General features: G+C 47.0%; 16 protein-coding genes. 7 read left to right on the top strand and 9 right to left on the bottom strand.

The features are described from left to right. Window positions 1-6: 6 nt before the first annotated feature. The 3 genes from LQ247_RS06285 to LQ247_RS06275 are packed head-to-tail and all read right to left on the bottom strand — an operon-like array spanning window position 7 to window position 2,088. Entirely contained in the window at window positions 7-1,395 is a 1,389-nt protein-coding gene (locus LQ247_RS06285; RefSeq protein ID WP_231005741.1) for a ribonuclease YeeF family protein, read from the bottom strand. A gap of 17 nt (window positions 1,396-1,412) precedes the next feature. Further along, a complete protein-coding gene (locus tag LQ247_RS06280; protein ID WP_020450144.1) occupies window positions 1,413-1,691 on the bottom strand; it encodes a YwqI/YxiC family protein in 279 nt (92 codons plus the stop codon). Window positions 1,692-1,704: 13 nt separating this feature from the next. After that, on the bottom strand, window positions 1,705-2,088 hold the full coding sequence (locus LQ247_RS06275; protein ID WP_003178893.1) for a YwqH-like family protein: 384 nt from the start codon (window positions 2,086-2,088) through the stop codon (window positions 1,705-1,707). 508 nt (window positions 2,089-2,596) lie between these two features. On the opposite strand from LQ247_RS06275, the gene LQ247_RS06270 reads away from it, so the two are divergent. The 6 genes from LQ247_RS06270 (at window position 2,597) to mmsB (ending at window position 10,502) form a co-directional block, all read left to right on the top strand. Continuing rightward, entirely contained in the window at window positions 2,597-3,586 is a 990-nt protein-coding gene (locus LQ247_RS06270) for a substrate-binding domain-containing protein (protein ID WP_039073192.1), read from the top strand. Continuing rightward, complete coding sequence (locus tag LQ247_RS06265; protein ID WP_305148330.1) at window positions 3,579-5,342, top strand: cache domain-containing sensor histidine kinase; 1,764 nt, start codon at window positions 3,579-3,581, stop codon at window positions 5,340-5,342. The genes LQ247_RS06270 and LQ247_RS06265 overlap by 8 nt, the downstream gene beginning before the upstream one ends. Next, entirely contained in the window at window positions 5,335-6,537 is a 1,203-nt protein-coding gene (locus LQ247_RS06260) for a response regulator transcription factor (protein ID WP_231005740.1), read from the top strand. Before LQ247_RS06265 ends, LQ247_RS06260 begins: the two co-directional genes overlap by 8 nt. 126 nt (window positions 6,538-6,663) lie before the next feature. Further along, window positions 6,664-7,743, top strand: a complete 1,080-nt coding sequence (chvE, locus tag LQ247_RS06255) for a multiple monosaccharide ABC transporter substrate-binding protein (RefSeq protein WP_025809534.1) — start codon at window positions 6,664-6,666, stop codon at window positions 7,741-7,743. Window positions 7,744-7,747: 4 nt separating this feature from the next. After that, on the top strand, window positions 7,748-9,316 hold the full coding sequence (mmsA, locus tag LQ247_RS06250) for a multiple monosaccharide ABC transporter ATP-binding protein (RefSeq protein ID WP_231005739.1): 1,569 nt from the start codon (window positions 7,748-7,750) through the stop codon (window positions 9,314-9,316). Next, window positions 9,291-10,502 carry a multiple monosaccharide ABC transporter permease gene (mmsB, locus tag LQ247_RS06245; protein ID WP_020450150.1) on the top strand — a complete coding sequence of 404 codons (1,212 nt, stop codon included), beginning with the start codon at window positions 9,291-9,293 and terminating at the stop codon, window positions 10,500-10,502. The genes mmsA and mmsB overlap by 26 nt, the downstream gene beginning before the upstream one ends. Before the next feature lie 47 nt (window positions 10,503-10,549). Here the strand turns inward: mmsB and LQ247_RS06240 are convergent, their stop codons facing one another. Both LQ247_RS06240 and LQ247_RS06235 read right to left on the bottom strand, forming a co-directional pair. Continuing rightward, a complete protein-coding gene (locus tag LQ247_RS06240) occupies window positions 10,550-11,818 on the bottom strand; it encodes an MFS transporter (RefSeq protein WP_231005738.1) in 1,269 nt (422 codons plus the stop codon). Window positions 11,819-11,833: 15 nt separating this feature from the next. Beyond that, a complete protein-coding gene (locus LQ247_RS06235) occupies window positions 11,834-12,751 on the bottom strand; it encodes a bifunctional helix-turn-helix transcriptional regulator/GNAT family N-acetyltransferase (protein ID WP_020450152.1) in 918 nt (305 codons plus the stop codon). Window positions 12,752-13,023: 272 nt separating this feature from the next. Between LQ247_RS06235 and LQ247_RS06230 the strand changes: the two genes are divergently transcribed. Next, window positions 13,024-15,096, top strand: a complete 2,073-nt coding sequence (locus LQ247_RS06230; protein ID WP_020450153.1) for a beta-galactosidase — start codon at window positions 13,024-13,026, stop codon at window positions 15,094-15,096. A gap of 6 nt (window positions 15,097-15,102) precedes the next feature. Here the strand turns inward: LQ247_RS06230 and LQ247_RS06225 are convergent, their stop codons facing one another. From LQ247_RS06225 to LQ247_RS06210, 4 genes are all read right to left on the bottom strand, one after another. After that, window positions 15,103-15,261: a hypothetical protein gene (locus LQ247_RS06225; RefSeq protein ID WP_165389270.1), complete on the bottom strand. Its 159-nt coding sequence runs from the start codon at window positions 15,259-15,261 to the stop codon at window positions 15,103-15,105. 76 nt (window positions 15,262-15,337) lie between these two features. Beyond that, a complete protein-coding gene (locus tag LQ247_RS06220; RefSeq protein WP_101561629.1) occupies window positions 15,338-16,483 on the bottom strand; it encodes a phytase in 1,146 nt (381 codons plus the stop codon). 177 nt (window positions 16,484-16,660) lie between these two features. After that, window positions 16,661-17,119, bottom strand: coding sequence for a GyrI-like domain-containing protein (locus tag LQ247_RS06215; RefSeq protein ID WP_231005737.1), 459 nt, complete (start codon window positions 17,117-17,119; stop codon window positions 16,661-16,663). 92 nt (window positions 17,120-17,211) lie between these two features. Then, a complete protein-coding gene (locus LQ247_RS06210; protein WP_231005736.1) occupies window positions 17,212-18,702 on the bottom strand; it encodes a peptide MFS transporter in 1,491 nt (496 codons plus the stop codon). Window positions 18,703-18,788: the final 86 nt, after the last annotated feature.

Raw genomic sequence — 18,788 nt, 5'->3', positions numbered from 1 at the left:
CCCTCCTTATTCATCATCTAGTTTAGCACCAAATTTGAAAGACACGCCAACACCATCTGCTGCATAAATTTCATTTTGTAGGCCAAAGCTGCCTCCAATTCCTACACTACCTACAGATACACCTACACCAATATAGGGATCTATGTCAATACCAAACCATTCTTTTAATGGCTCATAACCTAACCAATTTAAAGGGGTGATGGTTAATTCAGCTTCGGCTACACTTGCTTCTCCTCCTAAAGAGGCACTATATTCAGATACATTTGCATCTAACTGAGCGTGACCGACTTTAGCTTCAAACGAAACTGGAAACTTTTCATGTCCAATTTCCATGTCTGCTAGATTACCTTCTGCACTAGCACCAATCATTTGACCAGCTAAAAGATATTTCGGTATGTTTTGATTTTTTGGAAAAGCAGCTTTTGACTCCAGATCAATTGCCTTAAATGAACTTTGGTGTTCAGGCTCCCCTTTGTCTCTAAATGCTTTATTTGTGTCGAATAGACTAAATCCAAAATTCGCTTTGATTTTTTTCTCATTTGTTTCAAAAGAACCTTGAACATTTCCAGTACCATAAAATCCTAAAAGTCCACTTTTATCAAAATCGAATGAAATGTCCTCATCTTGCGCATTTGAATTGTCTTTGACCTCTTCTGTATTTTCAGCACTTGTATTATTGGTGCTTTGATTAACCTTTTCCAACATTTTCTTCATTGGACTGTCTGTAAAATCATCCAGATTTTCGCTGTCGCTTAATTCACTTTTTAAAATTGAACCGCTTTTATATTCCGAGATTTCAATCTTCGGCCCCGTATACATCCTCTCCAGCTGCTGGATGTACTGCTTCATTGTGTCGAGGTCATCCCTCGCCGCTTTTAGCGCATTTGTCTGTTCGCGGTCAAAGGTATGAAGCTTTTCAAGCGTCTCGCTGATTTGTCTTTGGGCTTTTTTGGCGTTCTCGTTGACGGCTGAATCGTCGAGGTCGGGCAGGTCGACGATGTTTTTGACCGTTAGAATAGTCATATTGGCTTTTGACGTCAATCTGCCTGTCAGCGATTCGGCTTGACTGACGCCGTCATGGAGTTCGTTTTCAAGAAAGCTTTGCGAGATAAAGCCGTTTTGGTTCGGTTCAAGGGAATGAAGTGCGCTTTTCGTCTTTTCTAAAAGTCCTTTATAGTCGGAAATAAAAGATTCATAAAAAAGAAGAAAAGTGGTATGGCACTCTTCATAGAACGAGCGGATCGCTTCACCGCCCGCGCCTTTTAAGGCGTCGTCAAGGGAGGTGAGACCTTTGACGCTTTGTTTGACTTTTGAAATCTCGTCAGTCTGGTTTTTTAATTCGGTCAGCGTTTTGTCTAGGCCGGTTTGAAAAGCCTGAACATCTAGAGTTTTCAATGCGTAGTCCCTTCCTTCTACTTGGCTTTGATCGATGACGACAGCTTTTTGTCGGCGTCTTTTATAGCGTTGACAGCCTGTTCGGTTTGCGCAATCTGTTTAGCGAGAGCCGAAGCGTATGCTTTTGTCAGGCTTTTCAAATCTTTGTTCATGCTTTCGATTTTTTTGACGACGTCAAGGTTGTTTTTGCCGCTGATATCTGTCGGCACGTTCGGTTTTACAGCTTGGGCTGAATGCTTCAGCTTCGAGAGCGCCTGTTTGACTTCGCCTGTTTTGACTTTGATTTCTTGACCCATCGTAATCACTCCTTTATCGGCGGGCTTCTCTTTCTTCTTTTTCCAGCTTTTCAATTTTCGTTTTTAATGAGCTGATATCCTTACCTAGTGAATCAATGTCATCATTTAAGGAAGAGATTTTCTCTTTTAATTGTTTAAACACTTCATTTAACTGTTTTCCGCAAATATCATTGTAGGCCGTTTTCATATCGCTTCTAACATTTTTAAAAGAATCAGCAAGGCTGCCCTGCCATGTTGTCGGCGACAGTTCGGGCTTTTTGATGCTGTCTTTTGAATCGTCAAATTCCTTTTTATCTGCTTCTAATTCAGTTTGGCAATTTTTCAGTTGTTCGAGCTGTTGTTTTTTGATGAGAAGTGTACCTTGCAGCCCGTATAAAACTGTTTTTTCCCAGATCATGTTACTGCCACCTCCCGGAAAATTTGATTCAAATGACCTGTTGGGATCCGTTCATTAAAGGACCTTATTAATGTTACAACATGGTATAAATGAGTTGAATAGGAAAAATGTACCGTGATTAAAGGATCGAATCAAGCGGTGGAGCAGGAGATTCCTTATTATGACTGCGATTTTGCACATTTCTCCATTTTCTTTCAAGGACAAAAGTCGTGGTTCCTAGGGCTGTGTTTTTTGTGATATTTATTTTTTGTTTCACAAACTTTAAGGTAATTTTAAGAAAGAGGCGATCTTGTCGAACACTAAACAAGGTTTTTCGGGCAAAATGTCAAATAGATTAGATATTTCATATAAACAAGGGGGGAAATTGTCTGTTTGTGATGAAAAAGGGGACGGGCGAAATTTCTGTCAGGATGCCTCAGCTGGATTCTAAGAAAAATATGCGGCCAAATATATACTTCATGATAGATTGTAAACGCTGTCTTGTCCTCTGACCAACAGGGGGATGAAGATGAAGAAGCTGTTAGTTGTTTATGCCGTGATGCTTTGTTTGTTTTTTCTGTATGTCTACGACTACTCCCGGGGCGATAAAACCGGATCTACAGAAGCAAGCAAAAGGCCGGCGGCCGGAAGTCTGTCCGAAAAATATGTGATGGTCACGTTTCAATCGGGAATCGAATATTGGAAGAGCGGCCTGAAAGGCTTTGAGGATGCCGCGCAGCTTTTCAACGTCTCTGTCGAGTATCGGGGGGCGGCCCATTATGATGTCCATGAGCAGACGACCGTCCTTGAGCAGGTCATTGCAAAAAAGCCGGCGGGGATCGCACTTTCGGCAATAGATCCCAAAGCTTTAAACCCTGTCATTGACAAGGCGCATGAGCAGGGTATTCCGCTCGTTTTATTCGATTCAGACGCCCCGCTCAGCAAAGCCTCTACATATGTCGGCACAAATAATATGAAAGCGGGTGCTGAGGCCGCAAGGCGAATGGCCGAGTTTTTAGATGGAAAGGGAGAAACCGCAATCATTACCCAGCCGCGGCAGTACAATCACCAGGAAAGGACGAAGGGCTTTGAACAAACGATCAAGCAAAAATACCCGAACATGAAGGTCGCCGCGGTTTTGGACGGAAAAGGGGATGAGCTGACGTCGAAAAAAGAAGCAGCGAAGATTCTGGAAAAAAATCCATCCATTAAAGGGATTTTCACGACAGAAGCCAATGGAGCGAACGGTGTGGCCCGGGCTGTGAAGGCGGCGGGACTTGAAAGGGAAGTATGTATTATCGGCTTTGATAAAGACAAGAAAACGCTGGACGGCATCAAAAGCGGGTCGATTTCCGCGACAATGGGTCAGGACACATGGCAAATGGGCTATTGGTCGCTGCACATGCTGTTTTTCTCAAATCACCATTTGAAGCATGAACGCCCGCTTCCGGCAGCGATCGATACAGGCATTACGATCATAACGAAAGAAAATGTGGCAGCCTATTATGCGAATGATTAAACGTTTGATCAACAATGCGCCGATCCGTCATAAGCTGATCAGCCTTCTCTTACTAATCAGCATGCTGCCGACGATCGGCCTCGGTATTTTATCGGGATGGGCCGTTGAAAATATTATTGAAAAACAGGTGATCGACCAAACACTGCAGCTGATCGGCGAAGTGAACAAGACGGCTGAAGTATATGTCAGCCACATGCAAAACCTGACATATTTAATATCAATGAATGAAGAAATGGAAGCATTTTTTAATCATGAAAAGGAGGATGGAGAGGCGGATTATAAGAGAAGGACGTTTTTGCAGGGCCTGACTTCTTTATATTCCGAAGCCGCGGGCATTCTCGTCGTCAATGATAAGGGTGAGATGATCAGCAATGAGATGTATGAACGGACGCCGACAGATTTGACAAAAGAACCGTGGTATCTGGCGGCTGTAGCTAATGAAGGGATTTTCAAGATGATCGGAAAGCCTGTCAACCGGAATATCAGAAGCCATGTGCACTACAGAGAAGACGAGGTCGTTTCTGCCGTCAGAGCTGTTATCGATCCTGAGACACAGCGTGTGAAAGGTGTTTTGCTCATCGATTTGAAGCTGCGCGTCCTCGCAGAAGCGACAAAAAATATCCGCTTGGGGAAAACGGGTTATTTGATGATCATGGATGAAAATGGCGGCAATATTTATGCACCGGAGACCTCAAAGCTGTTTCTGCCGAAAAAGTGGTTCAGTCAAGATCGGTCCGGATATTTTTCGAAGCGGATCAAGGGAGAGGAATATCAATTCATTTATGAGACGTCTTCCTTTACGAACTGGACAACGGTCGGCGTTTTTAAAGCGGGTGAACCCGTATTCGAAGTGAAGGAAATCCACTTGTATGTGCTTTTGTTTTTACTGACGGCGGCGTTTCTCGGAATGTCTGCTTCCTATTATTTGTCCCATTCCATGTCGCGGCCGATTTTGAAGCTGAATGCTGTCATGAAAACGGCGGAAAGCGGGAATTTTTCAACATTTTATCAGGAGGAAAGGGAAGATGAAATCGGGCTTTTGGGAAAAAGCTTCAATCGCCTGATGATGAGAATCAGGGAGCTGATGTCGGTCACAGAAAGACAAGAGCGCCAAAAAAGAGAAGCCGAATTAAGGGCGCTGCAGGCGCAGATCAACCCTCATTTTCTCTACAACACGCTGGATACAATCAATTGGATGGCGAGGAAGAAAGGAGCGGTAGAGGTCAGCGGTCTCGTGCAGGCTTTATCCAAGCTGTTCCGCATCTCCTTGAGCAAAGGGAAAGATATCATTCCGCTGTCTGATGAATTTGCACATGTTGAAAACTATTTGAAAATCCAAAAAGCGCGATACCGCGATAAATTAAACTACTCAATCGAAATGACCGGACTTTGTGACGACCGCCTGATATTAAAGCTCGTGCTTCAGCCGATTGTCGAAAATGCGATTTATCACGGAATTAAAGAAAAAAAGGGGCCGGGTCATATTACGATCAAAGGCATGGAGGAAGACGGCTCGCTGATTATCAAAATCGAGGATGACGGAGCCGGAATGGATGAAGAGACGCTAAAGCAAATAACCGATCAATTCAAACACAGGGATGATACAGCGGGCTACGGCATGATCAACGTCCATGAACGGATCGCCCTTACATTTGGCGAGCCGTACGGTTTAACGGTTCAAAGCCGAAAAGGAGCCGGAACCGCCGTCACAATACGGCTCCCAATCTTAACAAAAGGGGGAACAAGCCTTGAGTGAATGTTGGCGCGTACTGATTGCCGATGATGAACCGTGGATTCGGGAAGGAATACGGGATGCCGTCTCTTGGGAGCGCTATCAAATGTCGGTGTCGGCTGAAGCGGAGAATGGCGAGGAGGCATTTGAGCTCGCTCTCAAACACGGCATCGACTTATTGATTGTCGACTTGAATATGCCGATCGTCAACGGAATCACGCTGATGAAAAAGCTCCGCGGCGCCCTGCCGCAGTGCCGCTTTGTCATCGTGACGGGCTACGATCAGTTTGCATACGCGCAAGAAGCAATCCGGCTGAATGTCGATGATTATTTGTTAAAGCCGGTCGATCCCGCTCATCTGGAACAAGTGCTCGAAAAGATCAGCTTGTCGCTGGCAGCTGAAAAAAAGAAGCTCAGCGAGCAAAAGCTTGCCGAGCAGCATATTCAACAAAACCTGGGCCTTCTGAAAGAGCATGTTTTCAGAAGTTGGATCGAAGGCCGGGCAGTGGAAGAAGACGTTTACCGGCAGCTCGAATGCCTGCGTCTGCCGGCCCGCTATCCTGAGACGCTCGGTGTCATCGCGGCCGGGCATGTATGGAACAAGCCGTCTGAAGCTGACAGTCTGAAAGAAAAAGTAGAACGCTTCTTTATCGATGAGCCGGATAAAGCCGTTTTTTTCGATGGAGACCGCCTGATTGCCGCCTGCCTGTGGCGCTCTGTTACAGAAGCTGAACAGCAGGCGCTTGCAGAGATGATCGAAGCTGAAATGCAGGCAAGCGCCGCCGTCTGCTTCGCGAAGCTTGCTGAAAACGGCCGCTCAGCTGCGCAATGCTATCAGTATTGCAGACAGCAAGTCTCGAAAGCATTTAATATCTCGCCGGTTGTCACGAGGGCCAAAGAATATATGCAAAAGCATTTCACTGAAAGGGAGTTTTCTTTAAAACAGACGGCGGATGCGCTTCAAGTCTCGCCCGTCTATTTGAGCAGGATCATGAAGAAGGAGCTCGGCATGACATTTGTTCAGCTTTTGACCGAGATGCGCATAGACCAAGCGGTTCACCTGTTAGAGACAACCCCTCTTTCGATTCACGATATTGCCGAACAAACGGGGTATGATACACAGCACTATTTCAGCACTGTATTTAAAAAAACGATGGGAGTATCCCCCAATCAGTACCGACGCATGTCGGGAATTGAACGAACAGGGAGAAAATTGTAATGTAAGCGCTTTAAAAAAGTCTGATTTTTATAAAAATAGTTAATTAATTCAAAAGACGGACCTTCGAAAGACATGGTACAGTTGGCATGATTCATGATGGGAGAAATCAAAAGGGGGATACCAAGCATGAAAAAATGCTGGCTGTTGATCACTGCAATGCTTTTCTGTCTTATTGTTTCCGCCTGTTCGGGGAATCAGGCGAGCGGAGGTGGAGACAAAGGCTACGTCGGAATCTCAATGCCGACAAAGTCATCGGAACGCTGGGTGTATGACGGGAAATATATGGTGAAAGAGTTTGAAAAACTCGGGTATAAAACGGATCTGCAGTATGCGGAAGATGTCGTTGAAAACCAAGTCTCACAAATCGAAAATATGATTACAAAAGGCGTCAATGTCCTCGTCATTGCTTCGATTGACGGGGAAGCGCTGACCGACGTCCTTGAAAAAGCAAATAAGCAGGATATTAAAGTCATTTCCTATGACCGGCTGCTTATGAACAGCAAACATGTCGACTATTATGCGACATTTGACAATCATAAAGTCGGAGAACTCCAAGGGAAATATATTGAAGAAAAGCTTGGCTTAAAAGACAAAAAAGGGCCGTTCAACATCGAATTGTTCGCAGGATCGCCGGACGACAACAACGCGCATTTCTTTTTTGACGGCGCCATGTCTGTTTTGAAGCCTTATATCGATTCGGGCAAATTAAAGGTATTGAGCGGCCAGACTTCATTTGAGCAAGGTGCGACGCTCAGGTGGGACGGCGCAACCGCGCAATCCCGGATGGACAATTTGCTGAGCGCGCATTATACAAAAGCGAAGCTTGATGCGGTGCTTTCACCGTATGACGGGATCAGCATCGGAATCATTTCCTCTTTAAAAGGTGCGGGCTACGGATCGGACAAGAAGCCGCTGCCGGTTATTACGGGACAGGATGCGGAGCTTGCTTCCGTGAACTCGATCATTAAAGGGGAGCAGACCTCAACCATTTTCAAAGATACGAGAGAGCTGGCGAAAAAAGCCGTTGAGATGGCGACATCCGTCTTAAAAGGCGAAAAAGCGGAAGTCAATGACACAAAGACGTATGACAACGGAGAGAAGGTCGTTCCGTCCTATTTGCTTGAGCCGGTCGTCGTCGATAAAGAGAACTATAAAAAAGTGCTCGTTGACGGCGGTTACTATAAAGAATCGGAATTAGGGAAGTGATCCGATGTCCGATTGCATTTTGGAGATGAGAGGCATCACGAAGGAGTTTCCCGGCGTCAAAGCGCTCGACAATGTCCACCTCCGCGTTAAAGCGGGCGAAATCCATGCCCTCTGTGGTGAAAACGGAGCGGGCAAGTCGACTTTGATGAAGGTGCTGAGCGGTGTATATCCGTACGGTACGTATACGGGCGACATTTTGTATAAAGGGGAAGTATGCCAATTCAAAAATATTAAGCAAAGCGAGGAAGCGGGGATCGTCATCATCCACCAGGAGCTGGCGCTCGTCCCCCAGCTTTCCATTGCGGAAAACCTTTTTTTGGGCAATGAACAGGCGAGCCGCGGCGTCATCAATTGGCGAAAAACGAAGCTGGAAACGCTCGAGTTAATGAAAAAAGTCGGGCTTCATGAATCTCCGGATATGCTTGTTTCCCAAATCGGCGTCGGAAAGCAGCAGCTTGTTGAAATCGCCAAAGCGCTGGCAAAAAAGGTGCAGCTCTTGATTTTGGATGAACCGACTGCGGCTTTAAATGAAGCGGACAGCGAGAATCTGCTGCGGCTCTTACTCGAACTGAAAAAACAGGGGATCTCTTCAATTATGATTTCCCATAAATTAAATGAGGTTACGAACGTCGCAGATTCGATTACCGTGCTCCGAGACGGACAGACGATCGAAACGCTTGATGTGCAAAGCGGGCAATTGACCGAAAACCGGATCATCAGAGGCATGGTCGGCAGAGAGCTGCAAAACCGCTATCCTGCCAGAAGCGCCAAGATCGGGGACGTCATCTTTGAAGTGAAGGATTGGACAGTTCATCATCCTCTTCAACAGGACCGCAAAGTGGTAAACACGGCGGCCCTTTCCGTCAAAATAGGCGAGATCGCAGGAATTGCCGGCTTGATGGGCTCCGGAAGGACGGAGCTGGCGATGAGCATCTTTGGAAGATCATACGGAAAAAACATCTCCGGCACAATCGAAAAAGACGGGCGGGAGCTTTACATCCGCCACCCTGAAGAAGCCATTAAAAACGGCATCGTCTATGTGACGGAGGACCGGAAAGGAAACGGTCTGATTCTGGATGACAGCATTAAAGAAAACATTACGCTGTCCAAACTGGAGAAGGTGTCGAGCCGATTGGTGATGGACGAGCGCCGCGAAAAACATGAAGCGGAGGATTTTCGCAGGAAATTGAACATCAAGACGCCCGACATCGGCCAGCGGACCGGAAATTTAAGCGGAGGCAACCAGCAGAAGGTCATGCTGAGCAAGTGGATTTTTGCGGAGCCTGACATTTTAATTTTGGATGAACCGACGCGCGGCATCGATGTCGGCGCCAAATACGAAATCTATGGCGTCATCAATCAGCTTGCCGAAGCAGGTAAAGCGGTTATTATGATTTCTTCGGAGCTTCCCGAGCTGCTGGGGATGTGCGACAGAATCTATACGATGTGTGAAGGGGAAATCACTGCTGAATTTTCCAAAGAAGAAGCTGATCAGGAGAAGCTGATGAAATATATGACCATCCGCATGAAGAGAGGGGGAGAGGCGTATGCAGACACCGGTGCAAACGGATAAAGACCGCGCTCAGCCCGGTTACTTTCAGCTGTTTCGCGACATGTATAAGCAGAACATCCGGAAATACAGTATGGTCATTGCGCTCGTGTTTATTATGCTGCTGTTTCAAATACTGACAGACGGAATTTTGCTGAGGCCGCTGAACATTACGAACCTGATTTTGCAAAACAGCTACATTCTCATTTTAGCCATCGGGATGATGCTCGTCATCATTACGGGACACATTGATTTATCAGTCGGTTCAGTCGCCGCTTTTGTCGGCGCCGTCTCCGCGATGATGATCATCGAAAACGATATGCCGCTGTTTGCGGCGGTCGTTCTGTCGTTGCTTCTGGGAGCGGCAATCGGCGCCTGGCAGGGATTTTGGATCGCTTATGTCAAGATTCCGGCCTTCATCGTGACGCTGGCGGGAATGCTATTGTTCAGAGGACTCACGATGATCGTGCTTGAGGGGAAATCGATCGCTCCATTTCCCGTGTCCTTTCAAAAAATGGCGTCCGGCTTTATCCCGGACTGGCTGAACGGAGGCGCGCTCCATATGACGACGATTGTCGCCGGAGCGGGAGTGTCGATTCTTTATCTCGTGTATCAGCTTCAGCAGAGAAACATGCAGAAGAAATTCCAATTTGACTTGCAGGGAAAAGGTCTGTTTGCAGTTAAGGTGTTTTTTATCATCGCCATTATCAACCTTTTTACCTACATTCTCGCGACGTACGAAGGCATACCTCTCATTTTGATCACATTGTTCATCTTAATCGCCGGGTATACATTCGTTATGAAAAAAACCGTCATCGGGCGGAGAATCTACGCAATCGGCGGCAATGAAAAAGCAGCCGAGCTTTCAGGAATCAAAACAAAACGGCTTACCTTTATGGTTTTCGTCAATATGGGCGTCTTAGCTGCTCTTTCCGGATTGATTTTTGCCGCCCGTTTAAACGCGGCCACTCCGAAAGCAGGAAACCTGTTTGAACTTGACGCCATTGCGGCCTGCTTCATCGGCGGTGCTTCAGCTTACGGCGGAATCGGCACGATCGGCGGGGCCATCATCGGCGGCCTTGTCATGGGGGTCATGAACAACGGTATGTCGCTGCTCGGTCTGGGCATTGACTGGCAGCAAGCAATTAAAGGCCTCGTCCTTCTGATTGCCGTTGCATTTGATATTTACAATAAGAATAAAACTTCTTAATTGATAAAGAAAAACCTGTTTTTGAACATCAAAAACAGGTTTTTTCATTATTGCTGGACTGAACGTCCTTCCTGATTCAGTGTGGGGTTTATTTTTTTAGGTTCCGGCAGAAGGATGTTCAAAATGCTTGCTGCCGCCAAAATAACGATTGAAAGGTAGAAAGACAGGTTATAGTTGCCTGTTTGGCTGTACCAGACGCCGGGTAAATAAGCGCCGAGCGCCGAACCGATCTGGTGGCTGAGGAACAGCCAGCCGAGAATGAACCCGACGGAGTACTGCCTGAAATACTGGGTTGCGAGCATTTGCGTCGGGGCGACGGTCGCAAAGTCGACCAAACCGAACAAAACCGCGAAGCAAAGCAGGAGGACCGAGTTGTGGCTCGACAACAGAATGATAAGTGACAGCGCCCTTACGGCATATAAAAAGCACAAAATTTTTCGGCTGCTCCAGCGGTCAGCGACGACGCCGGAAATCAAAATACCGATGATGTTAAACCCGGCCAGCAGGCTGACAGCGGCGCTTGTTACTTCGGTTGAAAACCCGTGGTCATGCGAAAAAGGGATAAGGTGGGTATCCATTAACCCCGTCGTTGTAAATCCGCAAATGAAAAACGGCAAGACGAGGAACCAAAACGTCCTTTTGAGAAAAACGGCTTTGTATGGAATCTTTTTAGGCTGGGCGTCCGGCTCTTCTTTTGTCTCGCCGCCCTGAGTGCCGCCGATCGGCTGTACATTCTTTTCCGAAGGATGATTCCGCAATAACAAGATGACGATCGGAAATACGATAACAGCTAAAAACAATCCGAGAACGATAACGGTCACTTTCCAGTTAAACCAGTGGATCAACATGAGCGATCCAGGGACAAGCAGCATCTGCCCCGCGCCGAATCCCGCTTCCATAATGCCGAATGCAAGCCCCCGCTTCTCAGTGAACCAGTTGGTCACGATCACGGTCGATGCGACATTCGACGCACCGCCGACGCCGAGAGAAACGATGATTCCGTACAAAATAAACAGTTGCCACGGAGAAGTCACGAGATATGTAAAAAAGATGCTCAAGCCGACCAGAAGCGTGCTGAGAGATAAAATGATCCGCGGCCCGAACCGGTCGACAAGCCTGCCGATTACCGGCTGGGATACACCGTAGACAATGAAGCTCAGCATGGAAATAAGCGAAATCGTGCCCCTGTCCATTGAAAATTCCTCTTCCCAAGGCTGAATAAAGGCCCCGAAAGAAAGGCGCACTCCTTGAACGGCCAAAAGCGTCAAAAACGTCACAAAAACGATAATCCAGGCGTAGTGTATTTTCCGTTTCATAGATCCTCCATTTCGTCAGCCTAACTCGGCATCCCAGCGTTCTTCCCGGAGCCGCTGTCCCCATAATAAAGTCTCGTCTTTCACTTCCGTCAGTCTGAATCCGAATTTTTCATACAAAGGCCGCGCTTCAGCCATCGTACTTACCGTCCATAGAAAAATCCGTTCAAATTGATTGTCTTTACAATAATCGATGAGATGCTTCAAAAGGCGCGTGCCGACTCCCTGATGCCGAAAAGCGGCATCGACCAGAAACCATCTGAGCTGTACGGTTTTGCCGGGATGTTTGACGAGCCCGACGCATCCCGCAAACCTTCCGGCGCTCTCTGCGATCCAGATGTTTTCGATATCGGCATCAAATGTTTCGTGAAGGTAATCCAAAAATGAATCGTCCCAGCCGTGTGTCTCCGCATAAAACGCACGTTGTTTTTCGATCATTAGTTTGATATCGTCCGATATATAGTAATCTCTTATGGAAACGTCCGATTTTTCGGGCGGCAGGTGTTCTGACAATATGGATTCAATTGTATTCATCGCCTCCGTCAGCTTTTCCTGATGGGGGCCGTCGATATGCTTCAGCATGTATTCGATTTGCTGATTGGCTTTTGCCTCCAGCTTCTTATAAATGGATTCGCCGAAGCTTGTTAAATAGATATAGTGGTTGCGGCTGTCCTCCTCGCTTCTCTTTTTATAGACCATATTTTCCTTTTCGAACCGCTTCAGGATCCGGCTGACATAGCCCCGGTCCAGGCCGAGCGTATCTTGAATCAGCTTGGCTGTACAATCGGCCGTATTGTGAATTTCGAATAATATCCGGGTTTCCGTCAATGAAAAAGGGCTGTCATAAATATGTTCATTCAGAAAACCGAGCACATTCGTGTAGAATCGATTGAACTTTCTGAATTTTAATGTGATAGAATGATTGATTTCTGTCATCTCAAAACCTCTCTTTCTATAAATCGTTGCTTTAATCAATTATAATAAAATAGTTGATTTAGTCAAGTGTATGGAAATAAAGTTAAAAATGTTAATGATAGATTATATTTTACAAATAAAGAAAGATAAATTCAATCGTACAGGAAAATTCATCCACCAGGCAGGAAAGAGGGAAGAAAACAGAGTATATAATCTAACAACCTGTTTTTGTAAGCGTTTAATGTCTGTCTCCGCGTCATATGAAAACGAGGAAGAGAGGATGAAACTTTACGATGGTCAAACCGTATCCCCCGATCAGCCGGAAAGTTCCCCGACTATTGCATGGAGCCGATTACAACCCTGATCAATGGCTTAAATATCCGGACGTTTTAAAAGAAGATATCCGCCTGATGAAGCTGTCCCGCTGCAATGTGATGTCTGTCGGCATTTTCTCATGGGTTTCGCTCGAGCCTGAAGAAGGAAGGTTTACATTTGATTGGCTCGATCAGGTTCTTGATACTTTCAAGGAAAACGGAATTTATGCGTTCTTGGCTACACCGAGCGGTGCCAGACCGGCTTGGATGTCCAAAAAGTATCCCGAGGTGCTGAGAACGGAGCGCAACCGGATCAGAAACCTTCACGGAAAGCGGCACAATCATTGCTATACGTCGCCTGTCTACCGCAGGAAAACGGCGATTATAAACGGAAGGCTTGCGGAGCGCTATGCGCATCACCCGGCTGTCATCGGCTGGCATATCTCCAATGAATACGGCGGAGAGTGTCATTGTGAACTTTGCCAAGATAAGTTCAGAGAGTGGCTGCTCGCGAAATATAAAACGCTGGACCGCCTTAACCATGCATGGTGGACATCGTTTTGGAGCCACACCTATACAGATTGGGACGAGATCGAGTCGCCGGCTCCGCACGGCGAGGATGCTGTTCACGGTTTGAATTTGGACTGGAAGCGTTTTGTCACGGATCAGACGGTTGATTTTTGCCGGCATGAAATTGCCCATGTCCGTTCTTTTAACCCCGACCTGCCCGTGACGACGAATTTTATGGGAACATACGCCGGATTGAATTATTGGAAGTTCGCCGACTTGCTTGATGTCATCTCGTGGGATTCTTATCCGGCATGGCACAACAGCCGGCAGGAAGACAGCCGGCTTGGAGCCGATATTGCTTTTGTTCATGATATCAATCGGTCTCTTAAAGGCGGCCGGCCGTTCATGCTGATGGAAAGTACGCCGAGCATGACGAACTGGCAGGACGTCAGCAAGCTGAAGCGCCCCGGTATGCACGAATTGTCATCATTACAGGCAGTCGCTCACGGATCGGACACTGTTCAGTATTTTCAATGGCGGAAAAGCCGCGGCTCAAGCGAAAAGTTTCACGGGGCAGTCGTTGATCATGCGGGATCAGAGCATACGCGCGTTTTCCAGGAAGTAAAAAAACTTGGGGAAAAGCTCGAAAAACTTGAGGATGTCGCAGGAACGACAGTCGAACCCGAGGCCGCGATTATATTTGACTGGGAGAATCGCTGGGCTTTGGAAGACGCCCAAGGTCCGCGCAATATCGGCATGCATTATGAACGGACAGCCAAATCGTTTTATGAACCGTTTTGGCGTGAAGGTGTACCGGTTGATGTGATTCATATGGAGGCCGATTTCTCCCGCTATAAGCTTTTGGTCGCCCCGATGCTCTACATGCTGAAAGAAGGCACCGCCGAAAGGATTGAACAGTTCGTTCAAAACGGGGGTACATTTGTCGCCACTTATTGGTCGGGCATTGTCAATGAGAATGATCTTGTGTTCTTGGGAGGGTTTCCTGGAGGCTTAAGAAAAACGCTCGGCATTTGGTCTGAGGAGATCGATGCGCTTCATGACGGACAGAAAAATACGATTGTGATGGATGCAGATAACCGGCTCGGGTTAAGCGGGAGCTATGAAACCAGCGAGCTTTGCGACCTGATTCATTTAGAAGGAGCCGAAGCGCTCGCTCTGTACGGGGAAGATTTTTACGCGGGCCGGCCCGCGCTGACGGTCAATTTGTTCGGAGACGGGAAGGCCTACTATATCGCTTCAAGGAATGAGGCGGCGTTCCAAGAGGCGTTTATATCGAGGCTCATTGAAGAGTGCGGGATTGCCAAAGTGCTCGATACAGAGCTTCCGAAAGGCGTCACCGCCCAGCTCCGCACAGACGGCCGCCACGATTATATTTTCGTGATGAATTTTACAGCGGAAAACCGCACGGTCTCGCTTCCGGAAGAAACATATACGGACGTCTTAAAAGGAACCCGGAAAAAAGGCGCTCTCAAACTGGTTCCATACGGAACGAGCATTTTGCGGAGAAGCCGCAAAGCCTAGGAATCCTCATTCTTCAGGCCGACGCTTCGTGCAAAATGCAGCAGCGAGCAGGAAGATGACAGCTGAAGTATACGCCAACACACCTTGATCGAAAACGCAGAGAAGCACGACATTTGATAAAACAGCCAACATGATAAACACTACAGCATAAAGATTTAGACGCAATACCATCCCTCCATTAATTGTTATCTTAACATGAAGGGATGTGAAAAATCCGCGGAAAATACCCGCGGATCCGTCCTTATTTGGCTCGGTTTTTCAGTTTTCGAGGATCGACCTGATCATCAATATCAGGTTTGTCGTCCAGCGCGTCGGCGATTTTTTCCCAGGAGACAATTTTGAAGTTCTGATTGGCCGGTTGTCCATTTTCCGTATTTTCGCCGTCTTGGGCGACAAAGATGCCGTATGGATATGTTTTGCCGAGGCCGAAGCCGATGACGTCGATTCCATCGGTATCGCTTGTCCCGTCGGTTTCTTTGCCGTCCTCAATTGAAAAAGCGGTGACGTAGTCGTTTTTTCCGCGCCGGTCATAGATGGCATAGCGGTTATCGCCCTGACTGGACGCGATCAAATACCCTTCTCCGTCTTCTCCGTAGTAAATCGTCAGCCCTTCAATATCAGCGGTTAGATGCGGTCCGTCGGCACGATCGACGATTTTTCCTTTATCTCCTCCGTCCGGCTCGGCGCTGAAAGACCAAATCGCAACGTCTTCTTCGGCGATGTACATTTTGCCGTATTCATCATCTGCCGCAAGCCCTTCTGTTTGAGAGCTCATTTTGAATGAGCGGACCTTTTTGCCTTCGACTTGTCCTTTTCCGTTGTCAAACAGTTCATATTGCTCGAATTCTCCATTCTTTCCGGTCACCAAGGCGTAGAACTTGCCGGTTTTCTGGCTGTGATACAGGCTGAAGCCATATACCTCCTGGATATCGGTTTGAATAGGTTTTTGAGGATTGACGATGTTCTTCAGCTTGCTTTTTTCGCCGTCAAAGGCGTAAATTTCAACCGTGTTTTTGCCGTCTGACCGGTTTGAGGCCCCGGCAATATCAATTTTTTTGCCATCGAGCGGAAAATTGTAGCGCAGGTCGGCATTGTTTAATTTGCCAAACGGATAGGCTGCAAGCTGTTTTCCCTTCAAATCATAGACGATTAAGCCCGACTTTTTGTTTGTGGTGATGAGCCTGCTTTTTTCAGGCTGCTTCGGATGAACCCAAATCGCCGGGTCATCTGCCGCGTCGTCAGGGGTATCCACCGGCTCTGTCTCTGCATCGGCAGTCACCGTGAATTCTTTGTGAGCCGCAGCTTCGTTATGGGGGAGACTGCTCCATGAGGGAGACCATAAGGATGCTGCGAGTGTTGATAAAGCGAGCGTTTTGTAAAAGTTCATATATTAACCTCCTTTTCATAACATTTATCCTAGCAAACCAATGAAAATTATCATTTGAGGGTATGTAAACTTTTGTTAAAAGTGATGGCTAAAAAAGACCGCCGATACTCTAGAGTACGAAACCCAAAGAAAACCCCCGGAATTTTTTCCGGGGGCTGCCTTTAACATCGCTATCTCTCAATGAATCGGAATGTATATCTCAAACGCAAGTTCGTTTAAATCCCCATCCATCGGGTAAAATTCCAATTGTGTAAAAGCGTCACAATTTAAACGAAGACCTTGATCTTTGATCCATTGATATACTTTTTGATAAGTCACTTCAGGCCGCTCATGCTGCGGATGCCTTGTCTGAGCATATGTTAGAGCGGGCGCCTGATAGCTGATCATTCCTTCCGGAAGGGTTTCAGGGAGGTTCTCCGTCTCCATTAATATATAAAAAGTGAATTCCCCTTCGCCGTGATGATCCGATATGGCCCACATGCCGCTGTCTTCTTGAACACCGACTATTTCTCCGCGCCGGTCTTTCAGCTGCTGAATGACGCCGTGGAGCTTTTTCACCCGGGATTCTTCGAATGAAACGGTTTGTGAAAAACCAACACCGGCAAACCCGGGCTTTGCCGTCTTTTTGATCTCCAAATTTTATCCTCCCATCCTGCACCGATTGGTTATTCAGTTATTCACCGGACAAGAAGCAAATCCTTCAGAAAAGGAGTATCGCCTGTTGCTTTTTAATTGACACCCTTCATAAATTTCTGAATTTTCGGTGACAGCAACATCAAAATGATGCCGAGCAGGATGGATACGCCGCCGATGACTCCGAAGTAGGCGATCTCTGTATCAGCGCTGTAAAATCTGACGATCTGTGCATTGATAGCCTGTGCAGAAGCGTTTGACAGGAACCACAGGCTCATCGTCTGCGCTGAGAATGCCGCAGGAGCCAGCTTTGACGTTGCGGATAGCCCGACTGGAGACAAGCACAATTCCCCTAGAACGACGATCAGGAAGCTGAGCACAAGCCACATTGGATTGGCAAGCGATTCAGTGCCGTTGATATAAGCAGGGAAAATCATGACGACAAATGAAAGTCCGGCTAAAATCAAGCCGAGTGAAAATTTCGTCGGCGTTGAGGGCTGACGGTTGCCGAGCCTCATCCAAATCCATGCGAAAACCGGTGCAAGCACAACGATGAACAACGGATTCAGCGACTGGAACCAAGATGAGTGCAATTGGACACCTAAAAATTCTAAATGAGTGCGTTTATCTGCATAGGTGGCTAAAATATTGGCGCCTTGTTCCTGAATCGCCCAAAACATCATCGATGCGACAAACAGCGGAATGTAAGCTGTGAGACGGGAACGTTCATCACTCGTCGTTTTGGAGCTTTTAAACATAACGATGAAATAAATCAGCGGGATCAAAATACCGAGACAGCTGACAATCATCGTAAACAGCTCAATTGTCATCCAGCCCATAAAGACGGAATAGCCAAAGATGGCAGCGATCACCAAAACACCGATTCCAATCCGTCCGAATACCATTTTTCTTTCAGCGGGTGTCAGCGGATTCGGTACCGTTCTTCCGGCCGGTCCGAGGTTTTTCTTCCGTGTCGCCAAATAGGTCAGCAGCCCAAACAGCATGCCGATGGCAGCAAGGCTGAAGCCGAGATGGTAGTTGTATGTCTGGCCGACTGTGCCGACGATAATCGGCGCGAGAAATCCGCCAAGGTTGATCCCCATATAAAAGATGCTGAAACCTGAATCGCGGCGGGTGTCTTCAGGGCTGTATAACTCGCCGACAACGCTTGATACGTTTGGTTTTAAAAGGCCTGTCCCAATGATGATCAAGAACATGCTGATGAAAAACGCGGGGACGCTTCCCGGGAATGACAAAAGAATGTGTCCGAACATAATGAGCACGCCGCCGTAAAACACGGTGTTTGCAGTTCCGAGGAGCCTGTCCGCTATCCAGCCTCCGATGATGCCGGACATATAGACGAGGGAACCGTATACGGCCATAATCGAGTTTGCTGTGGTTTGATCAAACCCGAGGCCGCCTTTTGACACCTCTGTATACAAATAGTAGATAAGGATGGCTCTCATACCGTAGTATGAAAAACGCTCCCAAAATTCAGTGAAGAATAAAGTGAAGAGTCCGCGGGGATGTCCAAAAAACCCCTTTTGCGGAATGTTTTGAAAAGTTTCTTTTTGATGGTTTGACATTCGCAATACTCCTTCTCTTTCTATGTCTATTATAAAAATCATATTCTTATATAATGTTCGTGTCAATACACCTTCAATCGATTTGA

The sequence above is a fragment of the Bacillus sp. BS3(2021) genome (assembly GCF_021043345.1).
In the GTDB taxonomy this organism is placed as follows: Bacteria; Bacillota; Bacilli; order Bacillales; family Bacillaceae; genus Bacillus; species Bacillus paralicheniformis.
Note: the sequence above shows the minus strand (reverse complement) of the source record. Positions and strands in the feature narration are given on the sequence as shown.

Coding starts and splice junctions, on each gene's coding strand:
- LQ247_RS06230 (WP_020450153.1), top strand. CDS start 13,024: ATGGTCAAACCGTATCCCCCGATCAGCCGGAAAGTTCCCCGACTATTG.
- LQ247_RS06240 (WP_231005738.1), bottom strand. CDS start 11,818: ATGAAACGGAAAATACACTACGCCTGGATTATCGTTTTTGTGACGTTT.
- LQ247_RS06265 (WP_305148330.1), top strand. CDS start 3,579: ATGATTAAACGTTTGATCAACAATGCGCCGATCCGTCATAAGCTGATC.
- LQ247_RS06235 (WP_020450152.1), bottom strand. CDS start 12,751: ATGACAGAAATCAATCATTCTATCACATTAAAATTCAGAAAGTTCAAT.
- LQ247_RS06270 (WP_039073192.1), top strand. CDS start 2,597: ATGAAGAAGCTGTTAGTTGTTTATGCCGTGATGCTTTGTTTGTTTTTT.
- mmsB (WP_020450150.1), top strand. CDS start 9,291: ATGCAGACACCGGTGCAAACGGATAAAGACCGCGCTCAGCCCGGTTAC.
- LQ247_RS06210 (WP_231005736.1), bottom strand. CDS start 18,702: ATGTCAAACCATCAAAAAGAAACTTTTCAAAACATTCCGCAAAAGGGG.
- chvE (WP_025809534.1), top strand. CDS start 6,664: ATGAAAAAATGCTGGCTGTTGATCACTGCAATGCTTTTCTGTCTTATT.
- LQ247_RS06220 (WP_101561629.1), bottom strand. CDS start 16,483: ATGAACTTTTACAAAACGCTCGCTTTATCAACACTCGCAGCATCCTTA.
- LQ247_RS06275 (WP_003178893.1), bottom strand. CDS start 2,088: ATGATCTGGGAAAAAACAGTTTTATACGGGCTGCAAGGTACACTTCTC.
- mmsA (WP_231005739.1), top strand. CDS start 7,748: ATGTCCGATTGCATTTTGGAGATGAGAGGCATCACGAAGGAGTTTCCC.
- LQ247_RS06280 (WP_020450144.1), bottom strand. CDS start 1,691: ATGGGTCAAGAAATCAAAGTCAAAACAGGCGAAGTCAAACAGGCGCTC.